Below are 25329 nucleotides of genomic sequence, written 5' to 3'. Positions count from 1 at the left end.
TCGGGCCTGGCGCCGGCTCAGCCCCCCGTGGGCAGGGTCAGCACCGGGCCCGCGGCCTTCTCGTCCGACTCCTGGAGTGAGAAGATGATCTCCAGGACGGCCAGGACCGACCGCGAATTGACGTCCTGGCGGGGGATGTAGAACCAGTAGCCACGGTACTGGATGGCCACCTCGGCGTCGGCGGGGCGTCGCTTCTGCGAGGCGACGAAGAACTGGCCCGCCGTGACCGAGGTCCAGTCGAACGGGCGGCCGTCGATGTCCGGGGTCATCGGGGCGGTGCCGTCGCGGGCGTGCTCCTCCGGGACGCAGACCCCCTTGGACAGGAAGGTCATGATCTGGAGCACCGAGCGGAGGTTCAGGTAGATCGTGTCCTCGACCGGCAACGCCTCCAGCGGCGAGCTTTCGGCCCCGGGTTGCAGCTCCGACTTGATCTTGTAGCGGCCCAAGCCGGGCGTGAGGTTGAAGATCTCGGCGAGCTCGGCCATCTCCGGCGAGTCCCGGAACGGGGCCCGGATCTTGAGGGTCAGCTGCCGGTCTCGCTTGAGCAAGGCCATCCGGTCGCCCCGAGCCCGGAAGACGTAGCCATCCTTGGCCGCGCCCATCAGGTCCTGCGCCCCGACCTGTTCGATCGGGATCGGGTCGGAGGTCTCGTCGCCCTCCTCGCTGGTGGCGAAGCCGATCTCGGCGCCCCCGCGATCGTCGATCTCGGCCAGGAGCTGGATGCCGCGGCGGAACCGATCGTTCCGGTCGGGCACGCGCGGGATCAGCACCGTGGCCTGCGCCGCGTTCTGGACGTCGTTGATGTCGTTCAGGGCCAGCCAGAACAGCTGGTCGAGCCGCGCGCCGGCGTTCACCACGCTCAGGAGGTCGGCCGACAGGGGATCCAGCAGCGCCTTGGCGATCTCCCGCCCCTGGCGCGGGTGATAGCTCAGGGTCGGGGTATCCCGGATGGTGATCTCGCCCGTCCCCAGGCTGGTCCGGCCCGGGAACTGGAGGCCGTAGCCCCCGTTGTAGTTGCCCGTGCCGGACACCTCGAACTGGCTGGTGATGTTGGGCAGGTCGATGAACACCGGCGAGTCGGCGTAGCGGAGCCGGACCAGGTTGGTCAGGAGCTGCTCGTCGTTGGTCGCGCGGATCACCTCGTTGTACCGCAACCGCGTCGACCGGACGGCCGCCGGCCCCACGCATCCGGCGGAGGCCAGGCAGAGAATCGCCACGATCGACCGGGCACATGGGCCCGGTCGAGGCGAATCGGTTCGACCTGGGATGACCGGCATGGCTTGGCCTTCGGTTCGTCTCGGGCTTCGGACCGGCTTCGGGCCGAATCGATAGGACCCTCCCAACCGGTATCGTCATCCCCTTCGGAATCCTTGACCAAACCGCCCCATCACTCGATCCCCAGGACCGTCCCGTCGGAGGCGATTTCCACCTCCCGGACCTTGCCCTGCTTGTTCTTGCCCCGGATCTCGTAAGCGGCCTTGCCATCGATGTTCATCAGATAGGCGGTGTCGAAAGTGTAGCCGGGCAGGGCCTCGCGGGCCTTGGTCAGGATCGGGGCCGGTACCTGATCCAGGGGCACGATCGGGTCGCTCATCGGCGTGCCCCCGCAGCCGCAGAGGGCAAGGCCGGCGGCGATCACGAAGGATTGGAGGACGGCGCGCATCATAGATCTCCCGAGATGACCTCGCCCGAAGCCCGCGTTGCGAGGGCCCGGATGGTCTTGATGCTCATCGTGGAACGGAGGTAGGCGACGTGGCCGTCCGCGAACGAGAAGTGGGCCCCGCCGCTCGGGTGGAGGCCGTAGAACTGATTGACCTCGCCCCGGGGGTCTCCGGGGCCGAAGCGTCCGCCGACGTGGCCGAGGATCATCCCCGGGCTCCCCTCGGCACGCGGGTAGCCCACGCCGTCGTCGTCCTGCGGGAACAGCACGGCGCCGGTGACCGAGCCGGTCCAGGTGGCCTCGCCCAGCCGGTGCGACCGTTCCCCCACGGCGATCGTCTGCGACGTGCCATCGGCGATGTCCCGCAGCGCGATCACGCTGTTGCGGAAGAACAGCCCGTCCCCGTCGACCCCGGGGTCGCTGGTGCCGGCCACGCCGACATAGTTGCCGGGCGCGACCTCGCAGATCAGACCGGTCGGCTTGCCGCTGTCGTCGCGGGAATACGCCCCCCAGGCGGGCCGGACCGTGCCCGATGGGCAGAGGAACGCGGCGATCCGGGGCGATCGCGCGGTGCGGTTCGCGGCGGATTCCACCCCGAGGTTGAAGTTGATCGCGGCGAACAGGGGCGTCTGCTCGATCTGGGGGAGCATCATCGAGGCCCAACCCCAGCCGGGACCGGTATCGACCCCCGCGGCGTCGAACCCGGACAGGTAGCCCGGGGGCAGTACCTTCGTGCCCGACTCATAAGAGGCCAGGGCGAGCCCGATCTGCTTGAGGTTGTTGGTGCATTGGGCACGCCGGGCCGCCTCGCGGGCCCCCTGCACGGCCGGCAGGAGCAGCCCGACCAGGATGGCGATGATGGCGATGACGACCAGCAATTCGATGAGCGTGAAGGCGCGGCACGCGCGCGACGGGGCGGCTCGGGGCATGGGGGATCTCCGGTGAAGGGATGGGGAGGCTGACGGACTCGGAACGAGTGTCAGTCCCGACTCAACACCGGAAACGCCGCGACCAGGCGAGCCGATCCCCCTGATCGGCAGGGGTACGAGGTACGACCTCGACGGCGCCGGCCCGGGCCGTCCCGGCGACGCCGAAGTCAGGCGGGATCGCCAGGGCCCAACCTCCCGGCCCGCCGAGGTCGGCGGTCGGGGCTTCGGAAATGCAAGCCTTCAAGGCGACGTTCGCGTCGTCGCCGACGCCCCCGTCGACCTCCTCGACGAGGGCCCCTTCGCCCAGCTCGTCGATCGAGCGGGCCAGGTCGTGGGCGGCCTCGGCCTGCCGCAAGGGCGTCCCGGCCAGGCAGGCGATCAGGCTGAGCAGGGACATCACGCGGAACACGTCGCTTCGCCCCTCGGCCCCGGATCCTGCCGCCAACCCATTCTCTTGTAGGAGAATGGGCCGTCGCCGGTCAAGCCGTGCGGGTTCGTTCCGAAATCCGAGCGAACCGTCGTGCTCCGAATTTCGTAGATGCACGGGACCGCGCAGGACGATTGAACTGGACAGGCCCCGGGCCCGCATCGGTATGATGATGATGGGTTACTCCGGGCCGTCCCGCCCTCCGCCCCGCCTCCTCCCTCCTCCGTGCGCACCTTGGGATGAAACCGTTTATGGAAGTGAATCCTCGCCGATGGGCCTGGCCCGGTTGGTTAGCGACGATCTTGACGGTGATCGCCTGGGGGGCGGGCGTCCGGGCCGCCGATCGCGCCGCGGAACAATTCCGCTCCGAGATCGAGCCGATCCTGGCCGATCGCTGCTACGCGTGCCACGGCAACGGGAGCAAGAAGGGAGGCGTCGTCCTCGACGACTTCGCCACCGACCAGGACCTGCTGGCCCGCAAGGACTTGTGGCTCTCGGTCCTCAAGAACGTCCGCGCCGGCCTGATGCCGCCCCCGGGCAAGGATCAGCCCTCGGCCGAGGAGAAGGCGCACCTGGAGGCGTGGATCAAGCGGGGGGCCTTCGGGCTCGACCCCAGGAACCCCGACCCCGGCCGCGTCACGCTCCGGCGGCTCAACCGGGTCGAGTACCGCAACACGATCCGCGACCTGATGGGCATCGACTTCCGGGCCGACGAGGAGTTCCCTGTCGACGACAACGGCTACGGGTTCGACAACATCGGCGAGGTGCTGACGGTCTCCCCGCTGCTGCTCGAAAAATACATGCTGGCCGCCGAGACGATCGTGGCCGAGGCGGTGCCGGCGTCGGGCAAGAAGGTGGAGAAGGTCCGGTCGATCTCCGGCAAGGAGTTCAAAGCCCGCGAGGGGCGCAGCAGCGGCGACTTTCTGGCCTTCACCAAGCCCTCCGCCGTGGAATATCGCCTGGCGGTCCCCAAGTCCGGCACCTACCACCTGACCCTCGACTTCAGCGTCCATGGCGCGTTCGACTTCGACCCGGCCCGGGCCCGCGTCGCGTTCGCCGTCGACGGCAAGGAACTGTCGGGCGCCGATTATGGCTGGAACGCGAACAAGAAGGTCCACCACGAGTTCGACGTCCGGCTCCGCTCGGGCCCGAATATCCTGACGATGTCGGTCACGCCGCTGCCCACCAAGGAGCCCTCCCAGCAACCGGTGTTCGCCCGGCTGGGCGCCGTCACGGTGAAGGGGGGCCCCGGGCTGGAGGAGTGGGTCCGGCCCAAGAACTTCGAACGCTTCTTCGACCGCGACGACCCCCGGACCGACACCCTCCGGCGGACCTACGCCCGCGAGGTGCTCAGCAAGTTCGTCGGGAAGGCCTACCGCCGGCCCGTCGATGCGATGACCATCGACCGCCTGGTGAAGATCGCCGAGGAGGGGTACAAGCTCCCGGATCGGACGGTGGAGCAGGGGATCGGCCGGGCGATGGTCGCCGTCCTGGCCTCACCCCGCTTCCTGTTCCGGCTCGAAACCTCGCCGCCGCCGGCCCCGGGGCAGGTCTCCTCGCCCGTCGACGAGTTCGCGCTGGCCTCGCGGCTGTCCTACTTCCTGTGGTCGACCATGCCCGACGACGAGCTGATCCGCCTGGCCTCGCAGGGCAAGCTCCGGGCGAACCAGGCCGCGCAAGTCAAGCGAATGCTGGCCGACCCGAAGTCCGAGGCCCTGGTCACAGACTTCGCCGGCCAGTGGCTCCAGGTCCGCGACTTCGAGCACTTCCCGATCCAGCAGAAGGTGATCACCCGCCGCGAGAACCTGCCCAAGCGGGAGGACGGCGAGGTCAACGAACTCAAGCGGCTGATGCGCCGCGAGACCGAACAATACGTCGGCGGGATCATCCGCGAGGACCGCAACCTCGTCGAGTTGATCGACAGCGACTACACCTACCTCAACGAGACTCTCGCCAAGCACTACGAGATCCCGGGCGTGGAGGGCCGCGACTTCCGCAAGGTGACGCTGCCCAAGGACAGCCCCCGGGGCGGATTGCTGACCCAGGCCGGGGTGCTGATGGTCACCTCCAACCCGACCCGGACCTCGCCGGTGAAGCGCGGGCAGTTCATCCTGGAGAACTTCCTGGGCACGCCCACGCCGCCCCCCCCGCCCGACATCCCGTCGCTGGAAGACGCCTTCCGCGACATGAGGGGCCGCGAGCCGACGGTCCGCGAGGCGATGGAGGTCCACCGCAAGGATCCGCTCTGCTCGTCGTGCCACAACCGGATGGACCCGTTGGGGCTGGCCCTGGAGAACTTCAACGCCCTGGGCATGTACCGCACGACCGAGCGGGGCAAGCCGATCGACGCGGCCGGCAAGCTGCTGGACGGCAGCGAGTTCAAGGACATCCGCGAGCTGAAGGCGATCCTCAAGGACAAGCACCGCGACGAGTTCTACCATTGCCTGGCCGAGAAACTGCTGACCTATGCCCTGGGCCGGGGCCTCGACTATTATGATATCGAGACGCTCGACGCGATCGTGGCCCGCCTCAAGGCGAACGACGGCAAGTTCTCCGCCCTGCTGATGGGCGTGATCGAATCGGCCCCGTTCCAGAAGCGCCGCACGCCGGCCTCGACCGGCGTCGCCAAGGGCTCCGCCGCGAAGTCCGCCGCCATCCCCACCCAACCACCCACCGCCGCCCGAGGGCTGAACCGATGACGCCGAACGGACCCGATCGTAACGACCTGGCCAGCCGTCGCCGGTTCCTCCGGGGCCTGGGCGCCGCGGTGGCCTTGCCGGCCCTGGACACCTTCCTGCCCCGCGCCGCGACGGCGGCCATGGCCGGCGGGGCGGGCCCCGGGCTGGGCGTAACCGCCACCGGCGCCCCGCTGCGGATGGCGTTCCTGTACTTCGCCAACGGCGTCCGGCAGGATACCTGGTGGCCGGGCAAGGACGGCGGCTTCTCGCTCAACAAGACGATGGCCCCCCTGGAAGGGCTCAAGGGCCAGGTCCAGGTCGTCGGCGGGCTCGACCACCTGAATGCGACGGCCGGCAAGGACGGCGGCGGCGACCACGCCCGGGCCAGCAGCACCTTCCTGACCGGGGTCCGGGTCAAGAAGACCTCCGGCGCCGACATCCACGCCGGCGTCTCGGTTGACCAGCTCGCGGCCCGCAAGATCGGCCACCTGACCCGGTTCCCCTCGCTGGAATTGACCTGCGACGGCGTCCGCAAGTCGGGCCCGTGCGACACCGGGTACTCCTGCGCCTACGACTACAACATCTCGTGGCGCACGCCCACGACCCCGGTCGCTCCCGAGAGCAACCCCCGCCTGGTCTTCGAACGCCTCTTCGGCGCGGGCGCCCAGGGGGAGCGGAAGCGAAACCTGGCGATCCGACGCGAGCAGCAGAAGTCGATCCTCGACTTCGTGATGGACGACGCCACAAGGGTCCACGCGGCGCTCGGCGGGCGCGACAAGCAGAAGCTCGACGAGTACCTGACCGGCGTCCGCGAGATCGAGCGGCGGATCGAGCAGGCCGAGAAGTTCGGCGACGGCCCCGACCCCGCCATGCCCACCCCCTCGGGCATCCCGTCGTCCCACCGCGACCACATCGACCTCATGGCCGACATGCTGGTGCTGGCCTTCCAGACCGACTCGACCCGGATCGCGACCATGATCCTGGCCCACGACGGCAGCAACCGCGCCTTCCCCGAGATCGGCATCCCCGAAGGCCACCACTCGCTGTCGCACCACCAGAACAAGCCGGATGCGCTCGACAAGTACGCCAAGATCGACCTGTTCTACATGGAAGCCTTCGCCCGGTTCCTCCAGAAGCTGGACCGGACCAAGGACGTCGACGGCAAGTCGATCCTCCACAACTCGATGATCGTCTACGGCTGCGGCAACGGCGACGGCAACCGCCACAACCACGACAACCTGCCCGTGATCCTCGCCGGCGGCGGCGGCGGCTCGCTCAACCCCGGCCGCTTCCTCAAGCTGAACTCCCAGCCGATGTCCAACCTCTTCCTGGGCATGCTCGACCGCGTCGGCGTCCGCGACGAACCCCGCTTCGGCGACTCGACCGGCCGGCTGGACCTGATCTGATCGCGGGCTGCTGAGCCACCATCGTCTATCGACACCACCCAGAACACGCACCGGTCCCGGCTCTCCGGGAAACGCTGCGTGACCTGGGTGGTTCTGCGACCGGGCAAATCCGAGTGGCTTACTTCGTCAGCAGCCCCCGGGCCTTGAGCCAGTCCGCGGCGCGGGCGGGCCAGGTGGTGACGGCGTGCTCGGAGGGACGCAGGCCGTAGCCGTGGCCTCCGCTGACGTAGACGTGCAGTTCGGCGGGGACCTTGGCGGCGTTCAGGGCCCGGAACAGGGCGATGCTGCCGTCCGGGGAGATCGGGTCGTTGGCGGCGTGGGCCAGGAACATGGGGGGCGTTTTGGCGGTGACGGGGACATCCTTGACAAGCCGGGTCGGCTCGGCCTTCTCGACCAGGTAGGCGGGATAGATCAGGACCGCGAAGTCGGGCCGGGCGTCCCCCTCGTCGCGTACATCAACCTGGGGATAGCTCTTGGCCTCGTACTGGGTGGCCACCTTGGCCGCGAGGTTGCCGCCCGCCGAGAAGCCGAGGATGCCGATCCGATCGGGTTTGAGACCCCATTGGCCGGCCATGGCCCGGACCAGCCGCACGGCGCGCTGGGCGTCCATGAACGGGAGGCTGTTCCCCGGGTCATCGGCGCGTTTGGGGACGCGGTACTTGAGGACGAACGCCGTGACGCCCAGCGAGTTGAGCCATTCGGCGACCTCGGTCCCTTCCAGGTCCCAGGCCAGGATCGAGTAGCCGCCGCCCGGCGCGATGATCACGGCCGTGCCGTTGGCCTTATCCCTGGCCGGGGCGTACACGGTCAGGGTGGGCACGCTCACGTTCTGCCGGCGCTGGACCAGCTTCCCATCCTTGGGCCGGTCGGGGGCATCCCCTTCCTCGGCGGAGAGGGGGCCCGCCTCGCCCGGGGCCTGGCCCGGCCAGAGGGGGATGACCTGCGGTTCGGCGGCGTTCGCGCCCTGGGACGCGAAGGCCAGGCTCGCCGAAAGCAGGGCGGCGAGGATCGGGACGGTGTGGCGGGCGGGCATGCGATTCGATCTCCGGGAGGGGAGTTCTTGGATGGCGATCAGCGGGTGGAGAACTTGTAGATGGTCGTCTGCTTGTAGGTCTCGCCCGGCTTGAGGATCGTCGACGGGAAGTCCGGGTGGTTGACCGAGTCGGGGTAGTGCTGGGCCTCCAGGCAGAAGGCCTGGTTCTTGGCGTAGACGACCCCCTTCTTGCCCGTGACCGAGCCGTCCAGGAAGTTGCCCGTGTAGAACTGGATGCCCGGCTCGGTGGTGGAGACTTCCAGCACCCGGCCGGACTTGTCCGACATGACGCGAGCGGCCGGCTTCAGGCCCTCGCCCTTCAGGACGAAGTTGTGATCGTAGCCGACGGGGTCGGTGTGGAGGTCGCCGAAGCGGGCGCCCACCGGCATCGTGGTGGTGAAGTCCAGCGGGGTCTGCTTGACCGATTCGAGCTTGCCGGTGGGGATCATCTCCGCGTCGACGGGCGTGTACTCGTCGGCGAAGAGCTGGACCTTGTGGTCGAGGATCTTGCCCGAGGCCGGCCCGTCCAGGTTGAAGTAGCTGTGGTTGGTCAGGTTGACCGGCGTGGGCTTGTCGGTGGTGGCGGTGTAGTCGATCTTCAGGGCGTTGTCCTCGGTCACGGTGTATGTGACCGTGACCGAGAGGTTGCCGGGGTAGCCTTCCTCGCCATCGGGGCTGGTGTAGGACAGGGTGATCGCCGGGCCATCCGGCCCCGTCGTGTCCTTGGCCTTCCACACGACCTTGTCGAAGCCCTTCTTGCCGCCGTGCAGCGAGTTCGGCCCGTTGTTCACGGCGAGGGAATATTCCTTGCCGTCGAGCGTGAACTTGCCCTTGGCGACCCGGTTCGCCACCCGGCCGACGATCGCCCCGAAATAGGGGTGGGGGGCGATGTAGCTTTCGAGCTTGTCGAAGCCCAGGACCACGTCGCCGGGCCTGCCGTCGCGGTCGGGGACGATCAGCTCGGTGACGATCCCGCCCAGGGTGATGACCTTGGCGGTGACCTTGCCGTTGGTCAGGGTGTATTGCTCGACCGGAGTGCCGTCCGGCATCTTCCCGAATTCCATAGTCTCGACCCTCGATCGACCCTGGGGCTTGGCCGCCTCCTTTTCCTTCTCCTTCTGCGCGGCCCAGGAGGCCGGCGACGCGAAGAGGATCGGGGCGGCGAGGAGCAGCAATGCGACGCGATTCCGCATGGGGAGGGGCCTCGATGATCGGGGGGCGGGCCGCGATGCCCTCGCCCCCTCGCGGGCGAAGGCCGGTCCCGGCGGTTGCCCCCTAGCATGGCCCGGACCGGCCCCCGCTTCAACGACCTGGGCCAAAAACCCGCCGATTCGGGCCGCCCCACGGCCCCGAGAGGTGCCTGGCCTCCCGGCCGGGGCGTCAGTAGCCTGGTCATCGCCGACAGCCCACCCATCACGTTCGACCCGAGGGCCCGAACCATGCGATCCCCAGCCCTGCGCCCCTCCGGACTCCTCCTCCTGGCCGCCTGCTCCCTGATCCTGCCCCAATCGTCACCGGCCCAGGCCGACCTGCCGGCGGCGAAGCCCGTCCCTCGGATGCAGGTGATCCCCCTGGACGGCGATCGGGCGTCGATCCGCCGCGACGGGGTCGAGCTGACCGTCTTCCACTTCGGCCCGAATCTGGAACGGCCGTTCCTGTTCCCCCTGAACGGGCCGGCGGGCCGGTCGCTGACCCGGATGGGCCACCCCCACGACCCGGAGGGTCATAGTCACCACAACTCGGTGTGGCTGGCCCACAACGACCTCAATGGGGAGAACTTCTGGCTCGACACCGGGGCAGGGCGGGTCGTCCACCGCAAGATCATCCGGTTCGACGACTCCGACGACGCCGCCAGGATCGTCGCCGAGGCCGACTGGGTCGGCAAGGAGGGCCGCGTCCTGATGACCGAGCGGCGCGGGATCACGGTGCGGCCCCTGGATCAGGGGCAGTGGCTCCTGCTGATCGATGCCCAGTTCACGCCGGGGGCCGAGCCGGCCGTCCTGGGGAAGACCCCGTTCGGCCTGATCGGGGTGCGGATGGCCAAGACCATCGGGATCAACGACGGCGGGGGGCGGATCCGCAACTCGGAAGGGCAGGAGGGGGAGAAGGGCCCCAACAACGCCTTCCGGACCCGGGCCCGCTGGCTCGACTATTCCGGGCCGATCGCCAACGGGGTGGCCGAGGGGATCACCCTCCTGGACCACCCGGCGAATCCCCACCACCCGACGGCGTTCCACGTCCGGGGGGACGGCTGGATGGGGGCGAGCCTGACCATGGACGACGCCATCACGATCACGCGCGAGTCCCCGCTCCGCCTCCGCTACGGGCTGCTGGTCCATGCCGGCGTGCCCGCTCCCGAGGCCGTCGATCGGCACTGGAAGGCGTTCGCCGCGGAGCCGATCGTCGACCTTCCCGCGAAGTGACATCCCGGCACCGCAATTGCTTTGACGGATCCCCGACGTCCGCCCGCCCCCGCCCCGTTCGCGGCGGCGAGATGCGTCCCAATTTCCCCCGCCCAGGCTCGCAAACTCCCTCCCCCAAAGGTCCTTGATGAAGACGAAGCCGGGTCATCCGAATCCCCTGGGCGCCACCTGGGACGGCCGGGGCGTCAACTTCGCCCTGTTCTCAGAGAACGCCACCAAGGTCGAGCTGTGCCTGTTCGACTCGCCCGACGCTAAGGTCGAGTCCCGCAAGATCGTCATGCCCGAGCAGACCGACCGGGTCTGGCACGTCTACCTCCCCGACATCAGGCCCGGCCAGCTCTATGGCTACCGGGTGCACGGCCCGTTCGACCCGGTCAACGGCCACCGCTTCAACCCGAGCAAGGTGCTCCTGGACCCCTACGCCAAGGCCATCGGCCGCGACGTCAAGTGGGACAAGTCCCTGTTCGGCTACAACTTCGACGACGAGGCCGAGGACCTGTCCCGGAACGAGGACGATGGCGCGGCCTTCGCCCCGCTGGCCCGGGTCATCGACCCGGCGTTCGACTGGGGCGACGACCGCCACCCCAACACCGCCTGGCACAAGACGGTAATTTACGAGGCGCACGTCAAGGGGTTCACCAAGAAGAACCCGGGCATCCCCGAGAAGATCCGCGGCACCTATGCCGCGATCGCTTCGGAAGCCTCGATCGAGCACCTCAAGAAGCTGGGCGTGACCGCCATCGAGCTGCTGCCGGTCCACTACCACCTGGACGACAGCCACCTCGAAGAGAAGGGGCTGGTCAATTACTGGGGCTACAACACGCTGGGCTTCCTGGCGCCCAACTATCGTTATGCGCAGGACGACCCCGTCCGCGAATTCAAGACGATGGTCAAGGCCCTCCACGCGGCCGGGATCGAGGTCATCCTCGACGTCGTCTACAACCACACCGCCGAGGGGAACCAGAAGGGGCCGACCCTGTCGATGCGGGGGATCGACAACGCCGCCTACTACATGCTGTCGCCCGAAGATCCCCGGTTCTACATGGACTTCACCGGCTGCGGCAACGTCCCCAACATGTCGCACCCCCGCGTGCTCCAGCTGATCATGGACAGCCTCCGCTACTGGGTGGAGGAGATGCACGTCGACGGGTTCCGGTTCGACCTGGCCAGCACGCTCGCCCGCGAGCTGCACGAGATCGACCGCCTGGGGACGTTCTTCGACATCATCCACCAGGACCCGACGATCTCGCAGGTCAAGCTGATCGCCGAGCCCTGGGACGTCGGCCCCGGCGGCTATCAGGTCGGCAATTTCCCGGTCCTCTGGACCGAGTGGAACGGCAAGTACCGCGATTGCGTCCGAAGCTTCTGGAAGGGGGAGGGCGGCGAGATCAACGAGTTCGCCACCCGGTTCAGCGGCTCCAGCGACCTCTACCAGGACGACGGCCGCAAGCCCTACGCGTCGATCAACTTCATCACCTGCCACGACGGGTTCACCCTCCAGGACCTCGTGAGCTACAACGAGAAGCACAACGAGGCCAACGGCGAGGAGAACCGCGACGGCGCCGACGACAACCGGAGCTGGAATTGCGGCGTCGAGGGGCCGACCGACGACCCGGCCATCAACGACCTCCGCGAGCGTCAGAAGCGGAACCTGATCGCCACCCTGCTGCTCTCCCAGGGCGTGCCGATGATCTGCGCCGGCGACGAGCTGAGCCACAGCCAGAGCGGCAGCAACAACGCCTATTGCCAGGACAACGACCTGACCTGGTTCGACTGGGACCTCAACGAGAACCAGCAGAAGTTCCTCGACTTCGTGGCCAAGGTGATCCGGATCCGGCACACCCAGCCGGTCTTCCAGCGCCGTCGGTTCTTCAAGGGCCGCCCGATCAAGGGGGTCAAGGACATCACCTGGCTGGCCCCGTCGGGCGAGGAGATGGACGAGGCGGGATGGAACGCCGGCTTCGTCAAGTGCGTCGGGATCCGGCTGGCCGGCGATCGGATCGACGAGGTGGACGAGGAAGGCGACCGGATCGTCGGCGAGACGCTGGTGATCCTGCTCAACGCCCACGACGAGGCGATCGACTTCACCCTGCCCGCGCCCGACGACTCCCGCCACTGGGAAATGCTCTTCGACACGGCCGATGCCGAGGCCGAGGCCAGCTTCCATGACGGCGAGAAGCCCTATGCCCTCCAGGGCCGCACGGTCGCCCTGTTCCGCCTCCGCGAGCGGCACGAGAAGGCCGGCGAAGCCCTGTCCGCCGCCCAGAGCCAGGCCATCCTGACCAAGGATTGATCGCCCTCCCGGCCGGACGAAGAGGCCCGCGTCCCCCGAGCGATCGGGGGGCCGCGGGCCTTGTCATGCCAGCTTCCGCGGATCCAGAGCCCCGGCTCGGCACATCCCGACGCACCACATCCCAGCCGGCCGACCCGGGGCCGGGCGGGGAGAGGAAATGGCGAGGCCGCGGCGACGAGATGCACCCGGAGACCCGGCGGCCTGCGCCGGATGAATCCTTCGATTTGTCCGGAAGCTCATGGCCAACGAGGGCCCGAATTCTTAACATGAGACGAGTTCAAACCCTATTACATTCTTCGGTTGCGTTCCGGGACGCGGCACGCGGTCGGTGACGCCGACGGCCGGCGGCCCGGGGCATTCGACGGCCTTTTCTGGAGTGGCTGACATGAGAAGCATCGCGACTCGCCTGTGTCGTTCGGCCCGAATCCTGCCGTTCGCGGCCCTGCTGGCCCTGGCCGGATGCGATGGCGGCGGGGCGCCCCCCTCCGTCTCCGGGTCGAACACCGAGGTGACCGTCCATGGCACCGTGAAGTACAAGGGCCAGCCGGTGACCTCCGGCATCGTCCAGTTCGACCCGGCCAACATCAACCGCCGCGACGCCAAGGGCGTCAACGGGCCGATCGACAAGGAAGGCAAGTTCACGGTCAAGACCCTGATCGGCGAGAACCGGGTCACCTTCAAGGACCTGCCGGCGAACGTCCAGAAGGACATGAGCGCCATGTCCACGACGTTGCTCTACGACGCCCCCGCCGGGGAATCGACCTACGACATCGACCTGGGCAACAAGTAAGGATCGACGACCGACCCCAAAACGAAGGGCCCGCCCGAGTCACCTTGGACTCGGGCGGGCCCCGTCTCATCAGGTGTTTCGATCGGTCGGCCGATCAGTATGCATCCGAGGAGATCACCTCGGCGCCGGCCATCGTGCCCACGGCCCACCACGTCTGGTAGTTGACGGTGCCCTTCACGAACCGGACCGACCCGTCCAGCATGCAGACGTTGACGCCGCCGGGATGGCGGCTGGAGGCCGTCAGCGCCCCCATCGGATGATTGTTGTCGCCATTGCTGTTATCCAGGCTGCCATAGACGCAGGAGATGGCGTTGGGCGGCATGACGTGGTTGTACCCGCCGTCGCCCATCAGGTGCTGCCACCAAGCCCCGCCCGGGATGCCGACCGATTCCACGGTCGCGGTCTGCGGGTTGATCGCGTTGCAGCCCGCGTAGTAGAGCTGGGGGCCGGTGTCGGAATCGGTGGTCCGGGCGAGCACATAGGGGGCGGACGACGGCTTGTTGGGGTCGACGGCCATCCTCTGCTGGAGCGCCCCGCCATTGCCGATCCCCTTGACCCGCTCGCTGAAGGCGGCCGTGTTGCTGGTGCCGTCCAGGGCGTTGGCCAGGGTCCTCGGCTTCGCCACGCCGATCGTGGCGCTGCGATAGTCGCAGACCATCGGGCCGCTCGGGTTCGACGAGTAGCGGAAGGGCTTGGAGCCCCAGTTCCCGGCGTAGTTATGGTGGCCCTCGACGTTCGTGAGCCGGTCGACGTCGGACGGGCAATTGTAGACGTTGATCGTCATCCGCTGGGCCGTCGTGTTCGGCCCATCCGTCGAGAAGCAGGCGCCGTTGGTCGCGACCTGGAAATTGAAGGCGTTGTAGATGTTAGTCTGCTCGATCTGGGGCAGGATCATCGCCAGGACCGAGTACTGATTGCAACCATTGATCATGTTGGTGACGCCCTGCGGGATGCAGCCCAGGGCATCATGATAGTTGTGCAGCGCGATGCCCAACTGCTTGAGGTTGTTGACGCACTGGCTGCGGCGGGCGGCCTCGCGGGCGGCCTGCACGGCGGGCAGCAGCAGGGCGATCAGCACGGCGATGATGGCGATGACCACCAGCAGCTCGATCAGCGTGAATCCACGTCGAATCGGTCGGCTCGCGCGACTGCGAGCACCCATGAGAAGGGTCATGAGAAATCCTCGATCGGATGGAGAATGGCGAGAAAAGGGAGTTGAGTCACTCTATATGGAACGATGCCATATTTTCAATGGACTGCACCCTGAAAATTCCGAGTTCCTCCCCCGTCTTGCCTCCCTCACGAATCAGCATCCATTGGCCGTGATCCCGCGCATCCCGACGCGAACACGCCCGGCCCCGGGGAACGCCCCGGCCGGGTTGACACCACCGGCGGCGCGAGGATCCGGGCGGAGGACGCGATTCGGGTCGCGCCGCGATGTCCGTGCTCGCCGCCTTCAAATCCAGGTGGATTCCTCGGTTGCGGATCTCCGATCGATCTGCGAACCTTGGCCCGGACATCGATCGACGAGATCAACCTTCGACACCTCGGAGAGACTTGCATGCAACGATGCGCGAAGGGCTTCGGCCGTCTGACCTTGGGCCTGTGGATGGCCGCTTCGCTGGTCCTGTCGGGGTGCGGCGGGGGATCCCCCCCCTCGGTCTCCGGCTCGAGCACGGAGGTGACGGTCCACGGCGTCGTCAAGTACAAGGGTGAGCCCGTGAAGGGCGGCAAGATCCAGTTCGACCCGGGCAACATCAACCGCCGCGACGCCAAGCCGGTCGGGGCCGACATCGGCCCGGATGGGACCTACACCATCAAGACCCTGTATGGGGAGAATGTGGTCAGCTTCGACGTCCCGACGGTCTCGAAAAAAGACCAATCCGTGATGACCCGCAGCTATTCGTACTCCGCCCCGTCGGGCGATTCGACCTACGACATCGAGTTGAACAACCCCTGACGGGAAAAGAAAAGGCCGTCGCCAGCTCCGATCATGGAGCCGGCGACGGCCTGAATCTTCCGCATCAGAGAGACTCGGCGGATCGATCAAAGGGCGTCGGCCGAAATGACCTCGGCGCCGGCGTGGGTGCCGACGGCCCACCAGGTCTGACGGGCGATGGTGCTCTTGATGAACCGGACCGAGCCGTCGACGAAGCAGACGTTGACCCCGCCCGAGTGGCGGCTGGAGGCCGTCAAAGCCCCCTGCTGGTGGTTGCCGTCCGGCGCCCCGTAGACGCAGCTATTGCCGTTGGGCGTCATGGTGTGGTTGTAGCAGGTGTCGCCCTTGAGCGTCTGGCCCCAGCAGCCGCCGACGACGCCGGGGTTCAACGCGGCGGTGTCGGGGTTCAAGGCCAGGCAGGCCGTGTAGTAGAGCTGGGGGCTGGTGTCCGCATCGGAGGTGGCCGCCAGCGTCATCGGGAGCGAGGTCGGACGGTTCGGGTCGCGGGTATTCGCCGCGCTCAGGACGCGGCCCTCGCCGATCCCCTTGACCCGCTCGCTGAAGGCAGCCGTGTTGCTCGTCCCGTCGAGGATCGAGGCGAAGCTGATCGGGCGGGTGATCCCGTAGGTGTTGTTCGCATTCGCGGCCGTGGCGAACGGCCCGCTGGGCGACGTCGAGTAGCGGAGCGGCTTCGAGCCCCAGTTGGCACAATAGCTCACATGCCCTTCGAGGTTCACCAGCCGGTCGACGTCGGACGGGCAATTGAAGACGTTGATCGCGATGCGGTGGGACGTGGAGTTCGAAGGACGCTCCGGGCAGGCGCCAGCGAGGCCCAGCGAGAAGTTGAAGGAATTGAAGACGTTCGCCTGCTCCAGTTGCGGGAGCAGCATCACATGGGGCGAAAACTGCATGCAACTGTTGATGAAATCGGAGGACCCGAGCGGGATGCACCCGACCGTGTCGTGGTAGTTGTGGAGGGCGATCCCGAACTGCTTGAGGTTGTTGACGCACTGGCTGCGGCGAGCGGCCTCGCGCGCGGCCTGGACCGCCGGCAGCAGCAGGGCGATCAGCACGGCGATGATGGCGATCACCACCAGCAGCTCGATCAGCGTGAAGCCTCGTCGCACGACGCCCCTGGCGCGCTGCGCATTTCCCTTCATTTCGGGCATTGAAAAGCTCACTTGCCTGAGGAGAATTCGATGATTTCCCGCGGAATTGCATCTCCAGGATATGAAAGATCGGGGGGATGAATCAATGCAAAAATGTGCGGAGCGTCGCGGGATCGCCACGCGCCCTGGCCCGGCCTCCCGACCGTCCCGGCTCAGAGGCGCGGGTCGACCGGCTCGGCCTCCAGCGCCAGGATCCCGGCCACGCACTCATGGATCCGATAGAGCGGCTCTCCCCGGGCGAAACGCTCCAGGGCCTCGACCCCGAGCGCGAACTCGCGGAGGGCCAGGGACCGCTTCCGCCCCAGGCCCCGGGCGCGGAGACGGTCGAGGTTCCCGGGCAGGGCGTACTCGGGGCCGTAGATGATCCGCAGATAGGACCGGCCCCGGACCTTCACCGCCGGCTGGGTGAGGCCATTCGGCCCCCTGGCCACGAAGTCGAGCGGCTTGACGACCATCCCTTCCATGCCGGCCTCGGTCCGCCCCTCCCACCAGGCGATCGCCGCCTCCTGGTCCGCCTCGTCGAGCATGTTGACCACCCGGGCGGGGGTGGCCACGATCAGGTCGGGATCGCCCCCGGCCAGCCGGGCCAGTAGGGTCATGTGCCAGGCGTGGTCGCGATCGAAGAACGTGCGGGAGCCGGCGGCGAGCAGGTGGAACGGCGCCAGCTTGAGCCCGTCCAGGCCCGAGGTCGGCCAGCAGTACCGGCCATACGCCTCGACATACCCGGCCACCTCGGCAGCGCGGGCCTCGGTCCGGGCGGCGAGATCGCCCAGTTCCACGCCGCGCGCGGCGGCACGGCCGATCAGTTCGGCAAGCAGGCCCGTGTCGGCCCGCGCGGCGGCACCGACCGGCGCGTACTGGTCGCGGAGCAGGCCCCCCGCCTTGGCATTCCAGGGCATCACCTCGGCGTCCAGCACCGCCCAGTCGGCGTCCAGCTCGTCCCAGAGCCCGGAGTCCTCCATCGCGGCGGCCACCCGGGCGAGGAACGTCGCCTCGACCGCCTCGTCGTCGAAGAATCGGCGGCCGGTCCGGGTCAGGACGACCCCCGGGGCCGGCCCCTCGAACCGGAAACGAGCGACGGCCACGGCCGGGTCGCGCAGGACCACGACCACGGCCCGCGACCCCATGTGCTTCTCCTGGCAAGAGACCACCGGGACGCCGTCGTGGCGGAACTGGGCGAAGGCGCCCGAGGGATGCTCCAGATAGGGGCCGGATGGTGCCGTCGGGCTCGGCGCCATCGTCGGCGGCAGGTAGACCAGCCAGCGCGGGTCGGCGGCGAACCGGGTCAGCACCTCCAGCGCCGGGGCCGACTGCTCGGCGCGGATCGTCAGGTTCCCCATCAGCCGGGTGTGGACGATCCGCTTGCCGGCCACGTCCTCGATCCGCAGGACATCGTCGTTGGGCCGGGGGGCCGGGCCGTCGGCCGGGAGCCGATCCGGGGAGAGGAACGGCCGCGACGACTCGGCGTAGGCGCGGCGAGCCGGGACCGAGACCAGCTCATCCTCGGGATAGCGGAGCGCCGTCAACGCCCCGCCGAAGACGCACCCGGTATCGATGTTGACCGTGTGGTTGAGCCGGTCGGGCTCGGGCACCGGGGTGTGGCCGAAGACCACCAGCGGCTTGCCGCGATAATCCTGGGCCCAGCGATGCCGGACCGGGAGGCCGAACTCGTCGGTCTCGCCCGTGGTCTCCCCGTACAGGGCGAACGACCGGACCCGGCTCGACGACCGCCCCTGATACTCGGCCTTCATCCCGGCGTGGGCGACCACCAGCTTGCCGCCGTCGAGGACGTAGTGGGAGACCAGGCTATCCAGGAACGCCCGCGCGTCGGCCTCGAACCGGGTGCGTTCGTCTTCCGGGAGGGCCTCGATCTGCGCCAGGGTCTCGGCCAGCCCGTGGGCGATCCGGACCTCCTTCCCGCGGAGCTTCTTGAGCAGCTTCTCGTCGTGGTTCCCCGGCACGCACAACGCCGTCCCGGCGGCGACCATCCGGCGGGCCAGTTCGAGCACTCCCACCGAGTCCGGCCCGCGATCGACCAGGTCGCCGACGAAGATGAGGCGACGCCCCTCGGGATGCGCCGGGAGCCCGTCCGCGTCCGGGACGTAGCCCAGACGCGCCATCAGCTCGCGCAGCTCGTCCATGCAGCCGTGCACGTCGCCGACGATGTCGAACGGCCCCATCTCGCCGCGGCGATCGGTCCAGAGCGGGCGGCGGTGGAACTCGACCGCGTCGATCAGGTCTTCCCGCAGGATCCAGGACTGCTTGAACCCCTCGCGGCGGAGGTTGCGGAGCGACCGGCGGAGCTGGTCGGCATGGCCCCGGATCAAGTGGCGGCCGAACTGGCGATCGGCGCGGGCGGCGTTGCGGTCCTCGCAGGTCCGCACCGAGACGTCGAGCACCACCGCCACGGCGAACAGGTCCGCCTGGTGCGCCAGCTCGATCAGGGAGGCGCGGGCCGACTCCTGGACGTTGGTCGCGTCGATCACCGCGAGCTTGCCCAGCGCCAGCCGCGCCCGCGCGATCGCGTGGACCACGCTGAACGCCTGCTCGTTGACGCCCTGCTCGTTCTCGTCGTCGCAGACCATCCCCCGGCAGCGGTCCGACGAGATCACCTCGGTCGGCCGGAAGTGGCGGGCGGCGAACGTGGACTTGCCCGAGCCCGACGCCCCGACCAGCACCACCAGCGAGGGGTCGGGCAGGTTGATGTGGAACGGGGTCATGCGCGGGCCTCGCGATCGAACAGGGCCATCTGCGTGGGCGACCCCACCGCCTCATCGACCGGGCCGACGGGCAGGAAGCGGACGGCATAGCCGTGATCGCCGGCCACTCGGGCCGCCCAGTCGCGGAACTCGGCGCGGGTCCACTCGAAGCGGTGGTCGCGGTGGCGGAACTTGCCGGCGGGCAGGCTCTCCCAGGTCACGTTGTACTCGGCGTTGGGCGTGGTGACGACCACCCGCCTGGGCCGGGCGTGGCCGAACACGGCGCGGGCCAGGGCCGGCAGGCGGCCGGGGTCGACGTGCTCGATCACCTCGACCAAAGTCGCGGCGTCGAACCCGCGGAGCCGGTCGTCGCGATACACCAATGATCCCTGCGCCAGCGTCAGGGCCCCCCGCCGGTGCGCCGGCAGGTGCTGGCGCTCGATGCGCGTCTCGGCCCGCTCCAGGGCCTGCCCCGAGACGTCGATCCCGAGGATCCGGTCGAATCGGGCGTCGCGGGCCAGGTCGATCAGCATCTTCCCCTCGCCGCAACCCAGGTCCACGACCGACCGGATCGCGGCCTCCGGGTCGCGGAGTGCGGCCAGGACGGCGGCGTGGCGTTGGTCGTTGAGCCGGACCGGCGTTTCGAGGGTCTCCTCCTCGGCCTCCGCCGCCACGTCGGCCTCGGCCTGCTCCACGACCAGCGCGGACAGGGCCTTGCGCGCGAGCGCCGCCTTGAACCGGAGGTAGCGGCGGACCACCCAATCCTTGTGAGGGTGATCGGCGAGCCAGCCCGACCCGTGGCGGATCAGCTTGTCCACCTCGTCGAGACCGACGTGGTAGTGCTTCGAGCCGTCGACCACGGGGGCCAGGATATAGATGTGGCGCAGCAGGTCGCGGACCGTCTTCGTCCCCCGCAGCGTGACGGTGGCCACGCGGGGGTCGCCCCATTCGGGGAACCGGGGGTCGACCGGCTGCCACCGGCATTCGACTTCATAGCCCAACGACTCGAAGGCCCGGCGGATCGCGGCCTCGCCCCCGGGCGAGTGGACCGCCGACAGGGTCGCCTCCAAAGGCATGGCTTCATCGACGCGATCCGGCCGCTCCGGGGTCCGGCCCGCCAGGGCCGACCGGAACGTCCGGCCCATCGCGACGCTCAGCAGGCTGCCGGCGACGTAGGGCCGATCGGTCACGTAGCCGTCGTCCCGCATCGATCCCCGGGCCAGCCCCACCGCATCCACCTCGACGGCCAGCGCCGCGGTGCATCGCGTCGCCCCCGCCTCGGGGAAGAAGACCCGGGCGACCCCGAAGCCGAGGTCGCGCTCGTAGAGCCGGTCGGGGTGCTTGTGGAGCAGATAGCCGAGGTCGGTCGCCTCGGCGGCGACCGTCGAGATCGTGAGCAGCATGGGCGGGCCCAGTCGGACGCGGGGGACATCTCCGATCGGACGTCGCCCGGGCCTCGCGGGTTCGCCGGGCGCCCCGGCCCGGGCCGGCCCGACCTCAGGTGAACGACGGGCGGAAGGCGTGGTGCAGCCGCTCGACGTGCTGGGCCACGTCGGCCGCATGGGTCAGGAAGCCGATGTGGCCGGCCGCGTCCAGCGTCTCGAACCGGCAGTCGGGGATCAGGGAGGCCAGCGCCTTCTGGCGGGCATGCGGGACGATCACGTCGCGGCTGCCGGCCAGGATCATCGTCGGCTGGTCGAGGTTCCAGAGCCGCTCGGAGACGTCGAACCCGTCGAGCAGCGAAAGGCGGCGGGCCATGATCGCCTGGTTGGTCTCCCAGCATCGCTCGATCACGAACCGGGGCAGGGGGCCCGGGGCCGGCTTCCCGGCATGAAGGAGGTTGAAGAACTGATTGACGAACGGGTTGTCGATCGGCAGGGGGAACCGTTCCAGGACGCGGCGGGCGACCGTCGAGCCCATCGTCGTCCGGAACCTGGCCTCGACCCCCGACAGGATCAATGCCCCGCAACGTTGGGGGAACTCGATGGCGTACTCCAGGGCCACCGCGGCGCCGAACGAGACGCCGAACACCGTCGGCCGTTCGAGCCGCATCGCCCCGATCACCGCGTTGAGGTCGCGGACATAATCGCCCAGGCTCTCCGCCGGGCGAGCCGTGAGGGTGTCGTGCTCATCGCGATAGTTGAAGAGGATCACCCGATGCCAGCGGGACAGCACCCGGGCCAAGGGGATCAGCAGCTTCCATCCGCCCGCCAGGCCGGGGGCCAGGACGATCGGGTCCCCCTCGCCCATCTCCACCACATCCAGCCAGGCCCCATCGACGCGGACCTGATGACGATTCCCCTCGAAAGCGGCATCGGACATCAACCAGGCTGCCCGCCTCTGATCAGCGATCCGCATCGTTCCTCCCCAATGACCATCCAGGGGCCGTCGCATGTATCCAGAATCCAGGTCGTGTGGGGATTGTCCTAAGGCACACCCCGTACCCGGCACGGAAGCGGACAAGAATTCCTTTGTCGATGATCACAGCCACTGGCGACAAAGCTGACAAGGGTTTTCGACACCGACGGCAATCGGCGCCGAACGCGTTGAGATGGGGTACATAGGGGGGTTTCGATAGCCCTTTAGGAGACTCTTCATGCAACGCAAACGCTGTTGTGGCCGAAACCAATGTTAGGTAGGGCAATTTGCAGGTTTCGCACTTTTCCCGGCCAGTTTGCGGATCCGGGGTTTCATAAGCCTGTCAAACTTCGAGCTATCGATTGTCGGCGCCGATGCAGATCGTCGATTCATTGTTTTTCGGCGCCGAAGCGATAAGCTAGAGACACTCGACAGCATCGGGATGAAGCCACTGCCAGAGCAGGATCCGGAATGGCCCAGAACAATCCGTCCGGCGTGGGATTTCCTCGCCCGATCCGCACGCGGCCGGATCATCCGAGAGCCTGGTCGCGCTCGATCGTCCTGGCGATGCTGGCGTTGGTCCCGGTCGCCTATTCTCTGTGGGTGTCCTGGGTCGTCGCGTGGACCGGGGATCTCGGCCTCAACTGCGTGATCGGGACCGTGGTCCGGGAGGCGGTGCCGGATGATTACGAGTGGACCCCCGCTCGCCCAGGCGTGGGCGATGAACTCGTCCGGATCGACGGCAGGCCCATCGTCCATTACCCCGATTACGTCGAGGCGATGCGGAGGATCCGCGACCGGCCCGGGGCGCAGATCTCGGTCAGTTGGCGGACGCCTTCGGGCGATGTGAAATCCTCGACGGCGACGGTCCGCTATCGCCCCTGGAGGCAGTACGGCTGGTCATTGCTCTGGCTGCTCCAGGAGATGGTGATCCTGGCGGTCGGCACCCGCGTCTACTGGAAAAGGCCGCGCGACGAGTCGGCCCGGCTCTTCTTCTGGCTCTGCATCGTGACCGTGGGCGCCTACATGGGGGGCTATCACTGGGCCGAGGTGGTGGTCGAGCCGATCCTGATCTACCTGTTCGCGGCCTTCGCGATCTTCGTCCCGGTGGTGAGCCTCCACTTCTACCTGGTCTTCCCCCGCGTCAACCCGACCTTCATGGCCCATCGCCGGGCGGTCCTCTCCTGCCTGTACGGGATCCCGGGCCTCTACACGGCGGTCATCTGGGGGTTCATGTACGCGGTGAGCCTGCTCCGCAACGTCCCGGGTTCGGACGCGACCATGGTCGCGGCCCTGGGATGGATCAAGGTGCTGGCGATCGGCTACATCGGCCTGGCGCTGGGGATTTTCGCGGCCTGCATCGCCTGCCTGCGGGCCAGCTATCGCGCGGCGGCCAACCAGGCGGAGCGGAACCAGTCCCTGTGGATCCTGCTCGCATCGCTCCTGGGCACCCTCCCGATCGGCTACCTGCTCTGGGCCGCCTGGAACGACCCGGCCCGGCTCGGCCAGTCCAGCGCCGCATGGCCGATGTACGTCGTGTCTTTGCTGTATACGTCGGCCTACGCCCTGAGCATCACCCGCTATCAGCTGATGCGGGCGGAGGAGATCTACAACCGTGGCAAGGTCTACGTCTTCGTCACCCTTTCGGTCGGCCTCCTTTATTCGGCCGTGCTGGTCGGCACGACGCTCCTGATCCAGAAGAACCTGCTCACCAATGCGTCGAGCGGGCCGATGGCGGCCGCGGCCGGAGGCGTGGCCCTGGCGATCCTGATCCTCTCCGGGGCGACCCGGGACCGTTTCCAGAGGGCCATCGACCGCCGGTTCCACCGGGAGAAGGGGAAGTTCGACCAGGCGATGGAGAAGATGAACCTCGCCGTCGGCAGCCTGGTCGACCGCTCGGCGCTGGGCCAGAGGCTCCTGGAGGCGGCCGCCGAGGTCCTCCGGGTCGAGTGGGGGACGATCTACCTGGCCGACGAGGCCCGGGGCGGCTTCCGCCTGGCGGCCTGGCACGGCCCCGAGCCCGACGACCGCGTCCTGGCCCTGGACAACCCGCTGATCGCCCGCCTCGGGCGCGAGCCGACCTTGCGCGTCCCCGACACGATGGGCCTGGCGGCGTCCGACCCGGCCGCCGACACCATGATCGCGCTCGGCGGCGAGCTGGCCCGTGCCCTCGAATCCGACGGCGGGCTGGCCGGGGTGATGATCCTCGGCCCCAAGCGGAGCGGCATGCCCTACGAGGACGAGGAGATCGCCTTCCTGCGCGCCCTCAGCTCGGTCGCGATGCTGGCGCTGCACTCGGCGGGCATCCAGCAGACCCTGGAGCGGCTCAACCTGGAGCTGCGCGACAAGGTCGACAAGATCGCCGAGCAGAGGCGGAGGATCCTGGTCCTCCAGGAGCAGCTCACCTCCGAGCGCGGCCAGGGCAACGCGCAGCGATCGATCGCAGAGTCCGACCCGGGGGTATTCGACGAAATCCGGGGGTCGGGGCCGGCCGTGCGGCGGATGCTCGACGTCGCCCGCAAGGTCGCCGCCAGCCCGTCGGCGGTCCTGATCCGGGGGGAGAGCGGCACGGGCAAGGAACTTTTGGCCCAGGCGATCCACGCCGCCAGCCCCCGCGCCAGCCGCCCGTTCGTCCAGGTCCACTGCGCGGCCCTGTCCCAGGGGCTGCTGGAAAGCGAGCTGTTCGGCCACGTGAAGGGGGCCTTCACCGGCGCCGATCGCGACCGCGTGGGACGCTTCGAACAGGCCCACGGCGGGACCCTGTTCCTGGACGAGATCGGCGACATCAACCTGGAGGTGCAGACCAAACTGCTCCGCGTCCTCCAGGAGATGGCCTTCGAGCGGGTCGGCTCGTCGCAGACGATGGCCGTGGACGTCCGGATCCTGGCGGCGACCCACCAGGACCTCGAAGCCCTGATCCGCGCCGGGCGGTTCCGCGAGGACCTGTACTACCGGCTCAACGTGATCAGCATCCGCACCCCGTCGCTCCGCGAGCGGAAGGAAGACCTGTTCGAGCTGGCGGTGCACTTCCTCGCCCGCCACGCCGAGAAGGCGAACCGGGCGGTGGGCCACATCGACGACGACGCGGTCGAGGCCCTGCTGGCCTACGACTGGCCGGGCAACATCCGCGAGCTGGAGAACGTGATCGAGCGGGCCGTGGTCCTGGCCGACGGCCCGGCCCTGACCCTGGACGACCTCCCCCTGGAGGTCCGCGAGCCGGGCCGAAGGCGGGTCGCCGTCCGGGCCCTGAAGCCGTCGCGACGGCCCGGGCGCCCCTCGATCCTCCCGCGTCCCGCCTCGCCCACCGGCCCCGGGGTCGGGCTGGCCCCCTCGGATCCCGAGGCCGACGCCTATGAGCGTCATCGACTGATCGATGCGCTGGACGAGGCCCGGGGCAACAAGAGCGAGGCGGCCCGCCTGCTCGGGCTGCCCCGGTCCACCTTCTTCAGCAAGCTCAAGAAGCACGGGCTGGCCGATCCGGCGTGAGCCCGAACGCCCCGGGGCGTGTTAAACTCCTGGCGATCG

18 protein-coding genes are annotated in these 25329 nt (G+C 68.6%); 7 read left to right on the top strand and 11 right to left on the bottom strand.

Annotation, left to right across the window (positions count from 1 at the left end; all coding sequences use genetic code 11):
• Positions 1 to 17: 17 nt before the first annotated feature.
• The 4 genes from TA3x_RS04180 to TA3x_RS04165 all read right to left on the bottom strand — a co-directional run bounded on the left by TA3x_RS04180 (position 18) and on the right by TA3x_RS04165 (position 3034).
• Positions 18 to 1217 carry a hypothetical protein gene (locus TA3x_RS04180; protein ID WP_435018849.1) on the bottom strand — a complete coding sequence of 400 codons (1200 nt, stop codon included), beginning with the start codon at positions 1215 to 1217 and terminating at the stop codon, positions 18 to 20.
• A 170-nt stretch (positions 1218 to 1387) separates the two neighbouring features.
• Complete coding sequence (locus tag TA3x_RS04175) at positions 1388 to 1666, bottom strand: PepSY domain-containing protein (protein ID WP_435018848.1); 279 nt, start codon at positions 1664 to 1666, stop codon at positions 1388 to 1390.
• The gene (locus TA3x_RS04170; protein WP_435018847.1) at positions 1663 to 2589 is read right to left on the bottom strand and encodes a DUF1559 domain-containing protein; all 927 of its coding nucleotides are present in this window, start codon (positions 2587 to 2589) and stop codon (positions 1663 to 1665) included. The genes TA3x_RS04175 and TA3x_RS04170 overlap by 4 nt, the downstream gene beginning before the upstream one ends.
• Positions 2590 to 2650: 61 nt before the next feature.
• Entirely contained in the window at positions 2651 to 3034 is a 384-nt protein-coding gene (locus TA3x_RS04165; protein ID WP_435018846.1) for a hypothetical protein, read from the bottom strand.
• 290 nt (positions 3035 to 3324) lie between these two features.
• Between TA3x_RS04165 and TA3x_RS04160 the strand changes: the two genes are divergently transcribed.
• Both TA3x_RS04160 and TA3x_RS04155 read left to right on the top strand, forming a co-directional pair.
• A complete protein-coding gene (locus TA3x_RS04160) occupies positions 3325 to 5715 on the top strand; it encodes a DUF1592 domain-containing protein (protein WP_435018845.1) in 2391 nt (796 codons plus the stop codon).
• On the top strand, positions 5712 to 7100 hold the full coding sequence (locus TA3x_RS04155) for a DUF1552 domain-containing protein (RefSeq protein WP_435018844.1): 1389 nt from the start codon (positions 5712 to 5714) through the stop codon (positions 7098 to 7100). Before TA3x_RS04160 ends, TA3x_RS04155 begins: the two co-directional genes overlap by 4 nt.
• A 118-nt stretch (positions 7101 to 7218) precedes the next feature.
• On the opposite strand, the gene TA3x_RS04150 is transcribed toward TA3x_RS04155, so the two are convergent.
• Together TA3x_RS04150 and TA3x_RS04145 are read right to left on the bottom strand one after the other, a co-directional pair.
• Positions 7219 to 8133, bottom strand: a complete 915-nt coding sequence (locus TA3x_RS04150; RefSeq protein WP_435018843.1) for an alpha/beta hydrolase — start codon at positions 8131 to 8133, stop codon at positions 7219 to 7221.
• Positions 8134 to 8171: 38 nt separating this feature from the next.
• Positions 8172 to 9326 carry an aldose epimerase family protein gene (locus tag TA3x_RS04145; RefSeq protein ID WP_435018842.1) on the bottom strand — a complete coding sequence of 385 codons (1155 nt, stop codon included), beginning with the start codon at positions 9324 to 9326 and terminating at the stop codon, positions 8172 to 8174.
• Between the two features lie 246 nt (positions 9327 to 9572).
• Here TA3x_RS04145 and TA3x_RS04140 point away from each other — a divergent pair, with 246 nt between their 5' ends.
• The 3 genes from TA3x_RS04140 (at position 9573) to TA3x_RS04130 (ending at position 13639) form a co-directional block, all read left to right on the top strand.
• A complete protein-coding gene (locus TA3x_RS04140; RefSeq protein ID WP_435018841.1) occupies positions 9573 to 10556 on the top strand; it encodes a PmoA family protein in 984 nt (327 codons plus the stop codon).
• A gap of 127 nt (positions 10557 to 10683) precedes the next feature.
• Positions 10684 to 12849: a glycogen debranching protein GlgX gene (gene glgX, locus TA3x_RS04135; RefSeq protein WP_435018840.1), complete on the top strand. Its 2166-nt coding sequence runs from the start codon at positions 10684 to 10686 to the stop codon at positions 12847 to 12849.
• Between the two features lie 385 nt (positions 12850 to 13234).
• Complete coding sequence (locus TA3x_RS04130; protein WP_435018839.1) at positions 13235 to 13639, top strand: hypothetical protein; 405 nt, start codon at positions 13235 to 13237, stop codon at positions 13637 to 13639.
• Between the two features lie 94 nt (positions 13640 to 13733).
• On the opposite strand, the gene TA3x_RS04125 is transcribed toward TA3x_RS04130, so the two are convergent.
• Complete coding sequence (locus TA3x_RS04125; RefSeq protein WP_435018838.1) at positions 13734 to 14801, bottom strand: DUF1559 domain-containing protein; 1068 nt, start codon at positions 14799 to 14801, stop codon at positions 13734 to 13736.
• A gap of 399 nt (positions 14802 to 15200) precedes the next feature.
• On the opposite strand from TA3x_RS04125, the gene TA3x_RS04120 reads away from it, so the two are divergent.
• On the top strand, positions 15201 to 15599 hold the full coding sequence (locus tag TA3x_RS04120) for a hypothetical protein (RefSeq protein WP_435018837.1): 399 nt from the start codon (positions 15201 to 15203) through the stop codon (positions 15597 to 15599).
• An 86-nt stretch (positions 15600 to 15685) separates the two neighbouring features.
• Here the strand turns inward: TA3x_RS04120 and TA3x_RS04115 are convergent, their stop codons facing one another.
• The 4 genes from TA3x_RS04115 to TA3x_RS04100 form a co-directional block, all read right to left on the bottom strand.
• On the bottom strand, positions 15686 to 16705 hold the full coding sequence (locus tag TA3x_RS04115) for a DUF1559 domain-containing protein (RefSeq protein ID WP_435018836.1): 1020 nt from the start codon (positions 16703 to 16705) through the stop codon (positions 15686 to 15688).
• A gap of 194 nt (positions 16706 to 16899) precedes the next feature.
• Complete coding sequence (locus TA3x_RS04110) at positions 16900 to 19467, bottom strand: polynucleotide kinase-phosphatase (RefSeq protein ID WP_435018835.1); 2568 nt, start codon at positions 19465 to 19467, stop codon at positions 16900 to 16902.
• Positions 19464 to 20849: a 3' terminal RNA ribose 2'-O-methyltransferase Hen1 gene (locus tag TA3x_RS04105; RefSeq protein WP_435018834.1), complete on the bottom strand. Its 1386-nt coding sequence runs from the start codon at positions 20847 to 20849 to the stop codon at positions 19464 to 19466. The genes TA3x_RS04110 and TA3x_RS04105 overlap by 4 nt, the downstream gene beginning before the upstream one ends.
• A gap of 94 nt (positions 20850 to 20943) precedes the next feature.
• Positions 20944 to 21804: an alpha/beta fold hydrolase gene (locus tag TA3x_RS04100; RefSeq protein WP_435018833.1), complete on the bottom strand. Its 861-nt coding sequence runs from the start codon at positions 21802 to 21804 to the stop codon at positions 20944 to 20946.
• Positions 21805 to 22275: 471 nt separating this feature from the next.
• Here TA3x_RS04100 and TA3x_RS04095 point away from each other — a divergent pair, with 471 nt between their 5' ends.
• A complete protein-coding gene (locus TA3x_RS04095; protein ID WP_435018832.1) occupies positions 22276 to 25290 on the top strand; it encodes a sigma 54-interacting transcriptional regulator in 3015 nt (1004 codons plus the stop codon).
• Positions 25291 to 25329: the final 39 nt, after the last annotated feature.

The organism is Tundrisphaera macrotermitis (assembly GCF_051175315.1).
Taxonomy (GTDB): domain Bacteria; phylum Planctomycetota; class Planctomycetia; order Isosphaerales; family Isosphaeraceae; genus Tundrisphaera.
The sequence above is the reverse complement of the archived record's forward strand: the minus strand, read 5'-3'. Positions and strand labels throughout refer to the sequence as shown.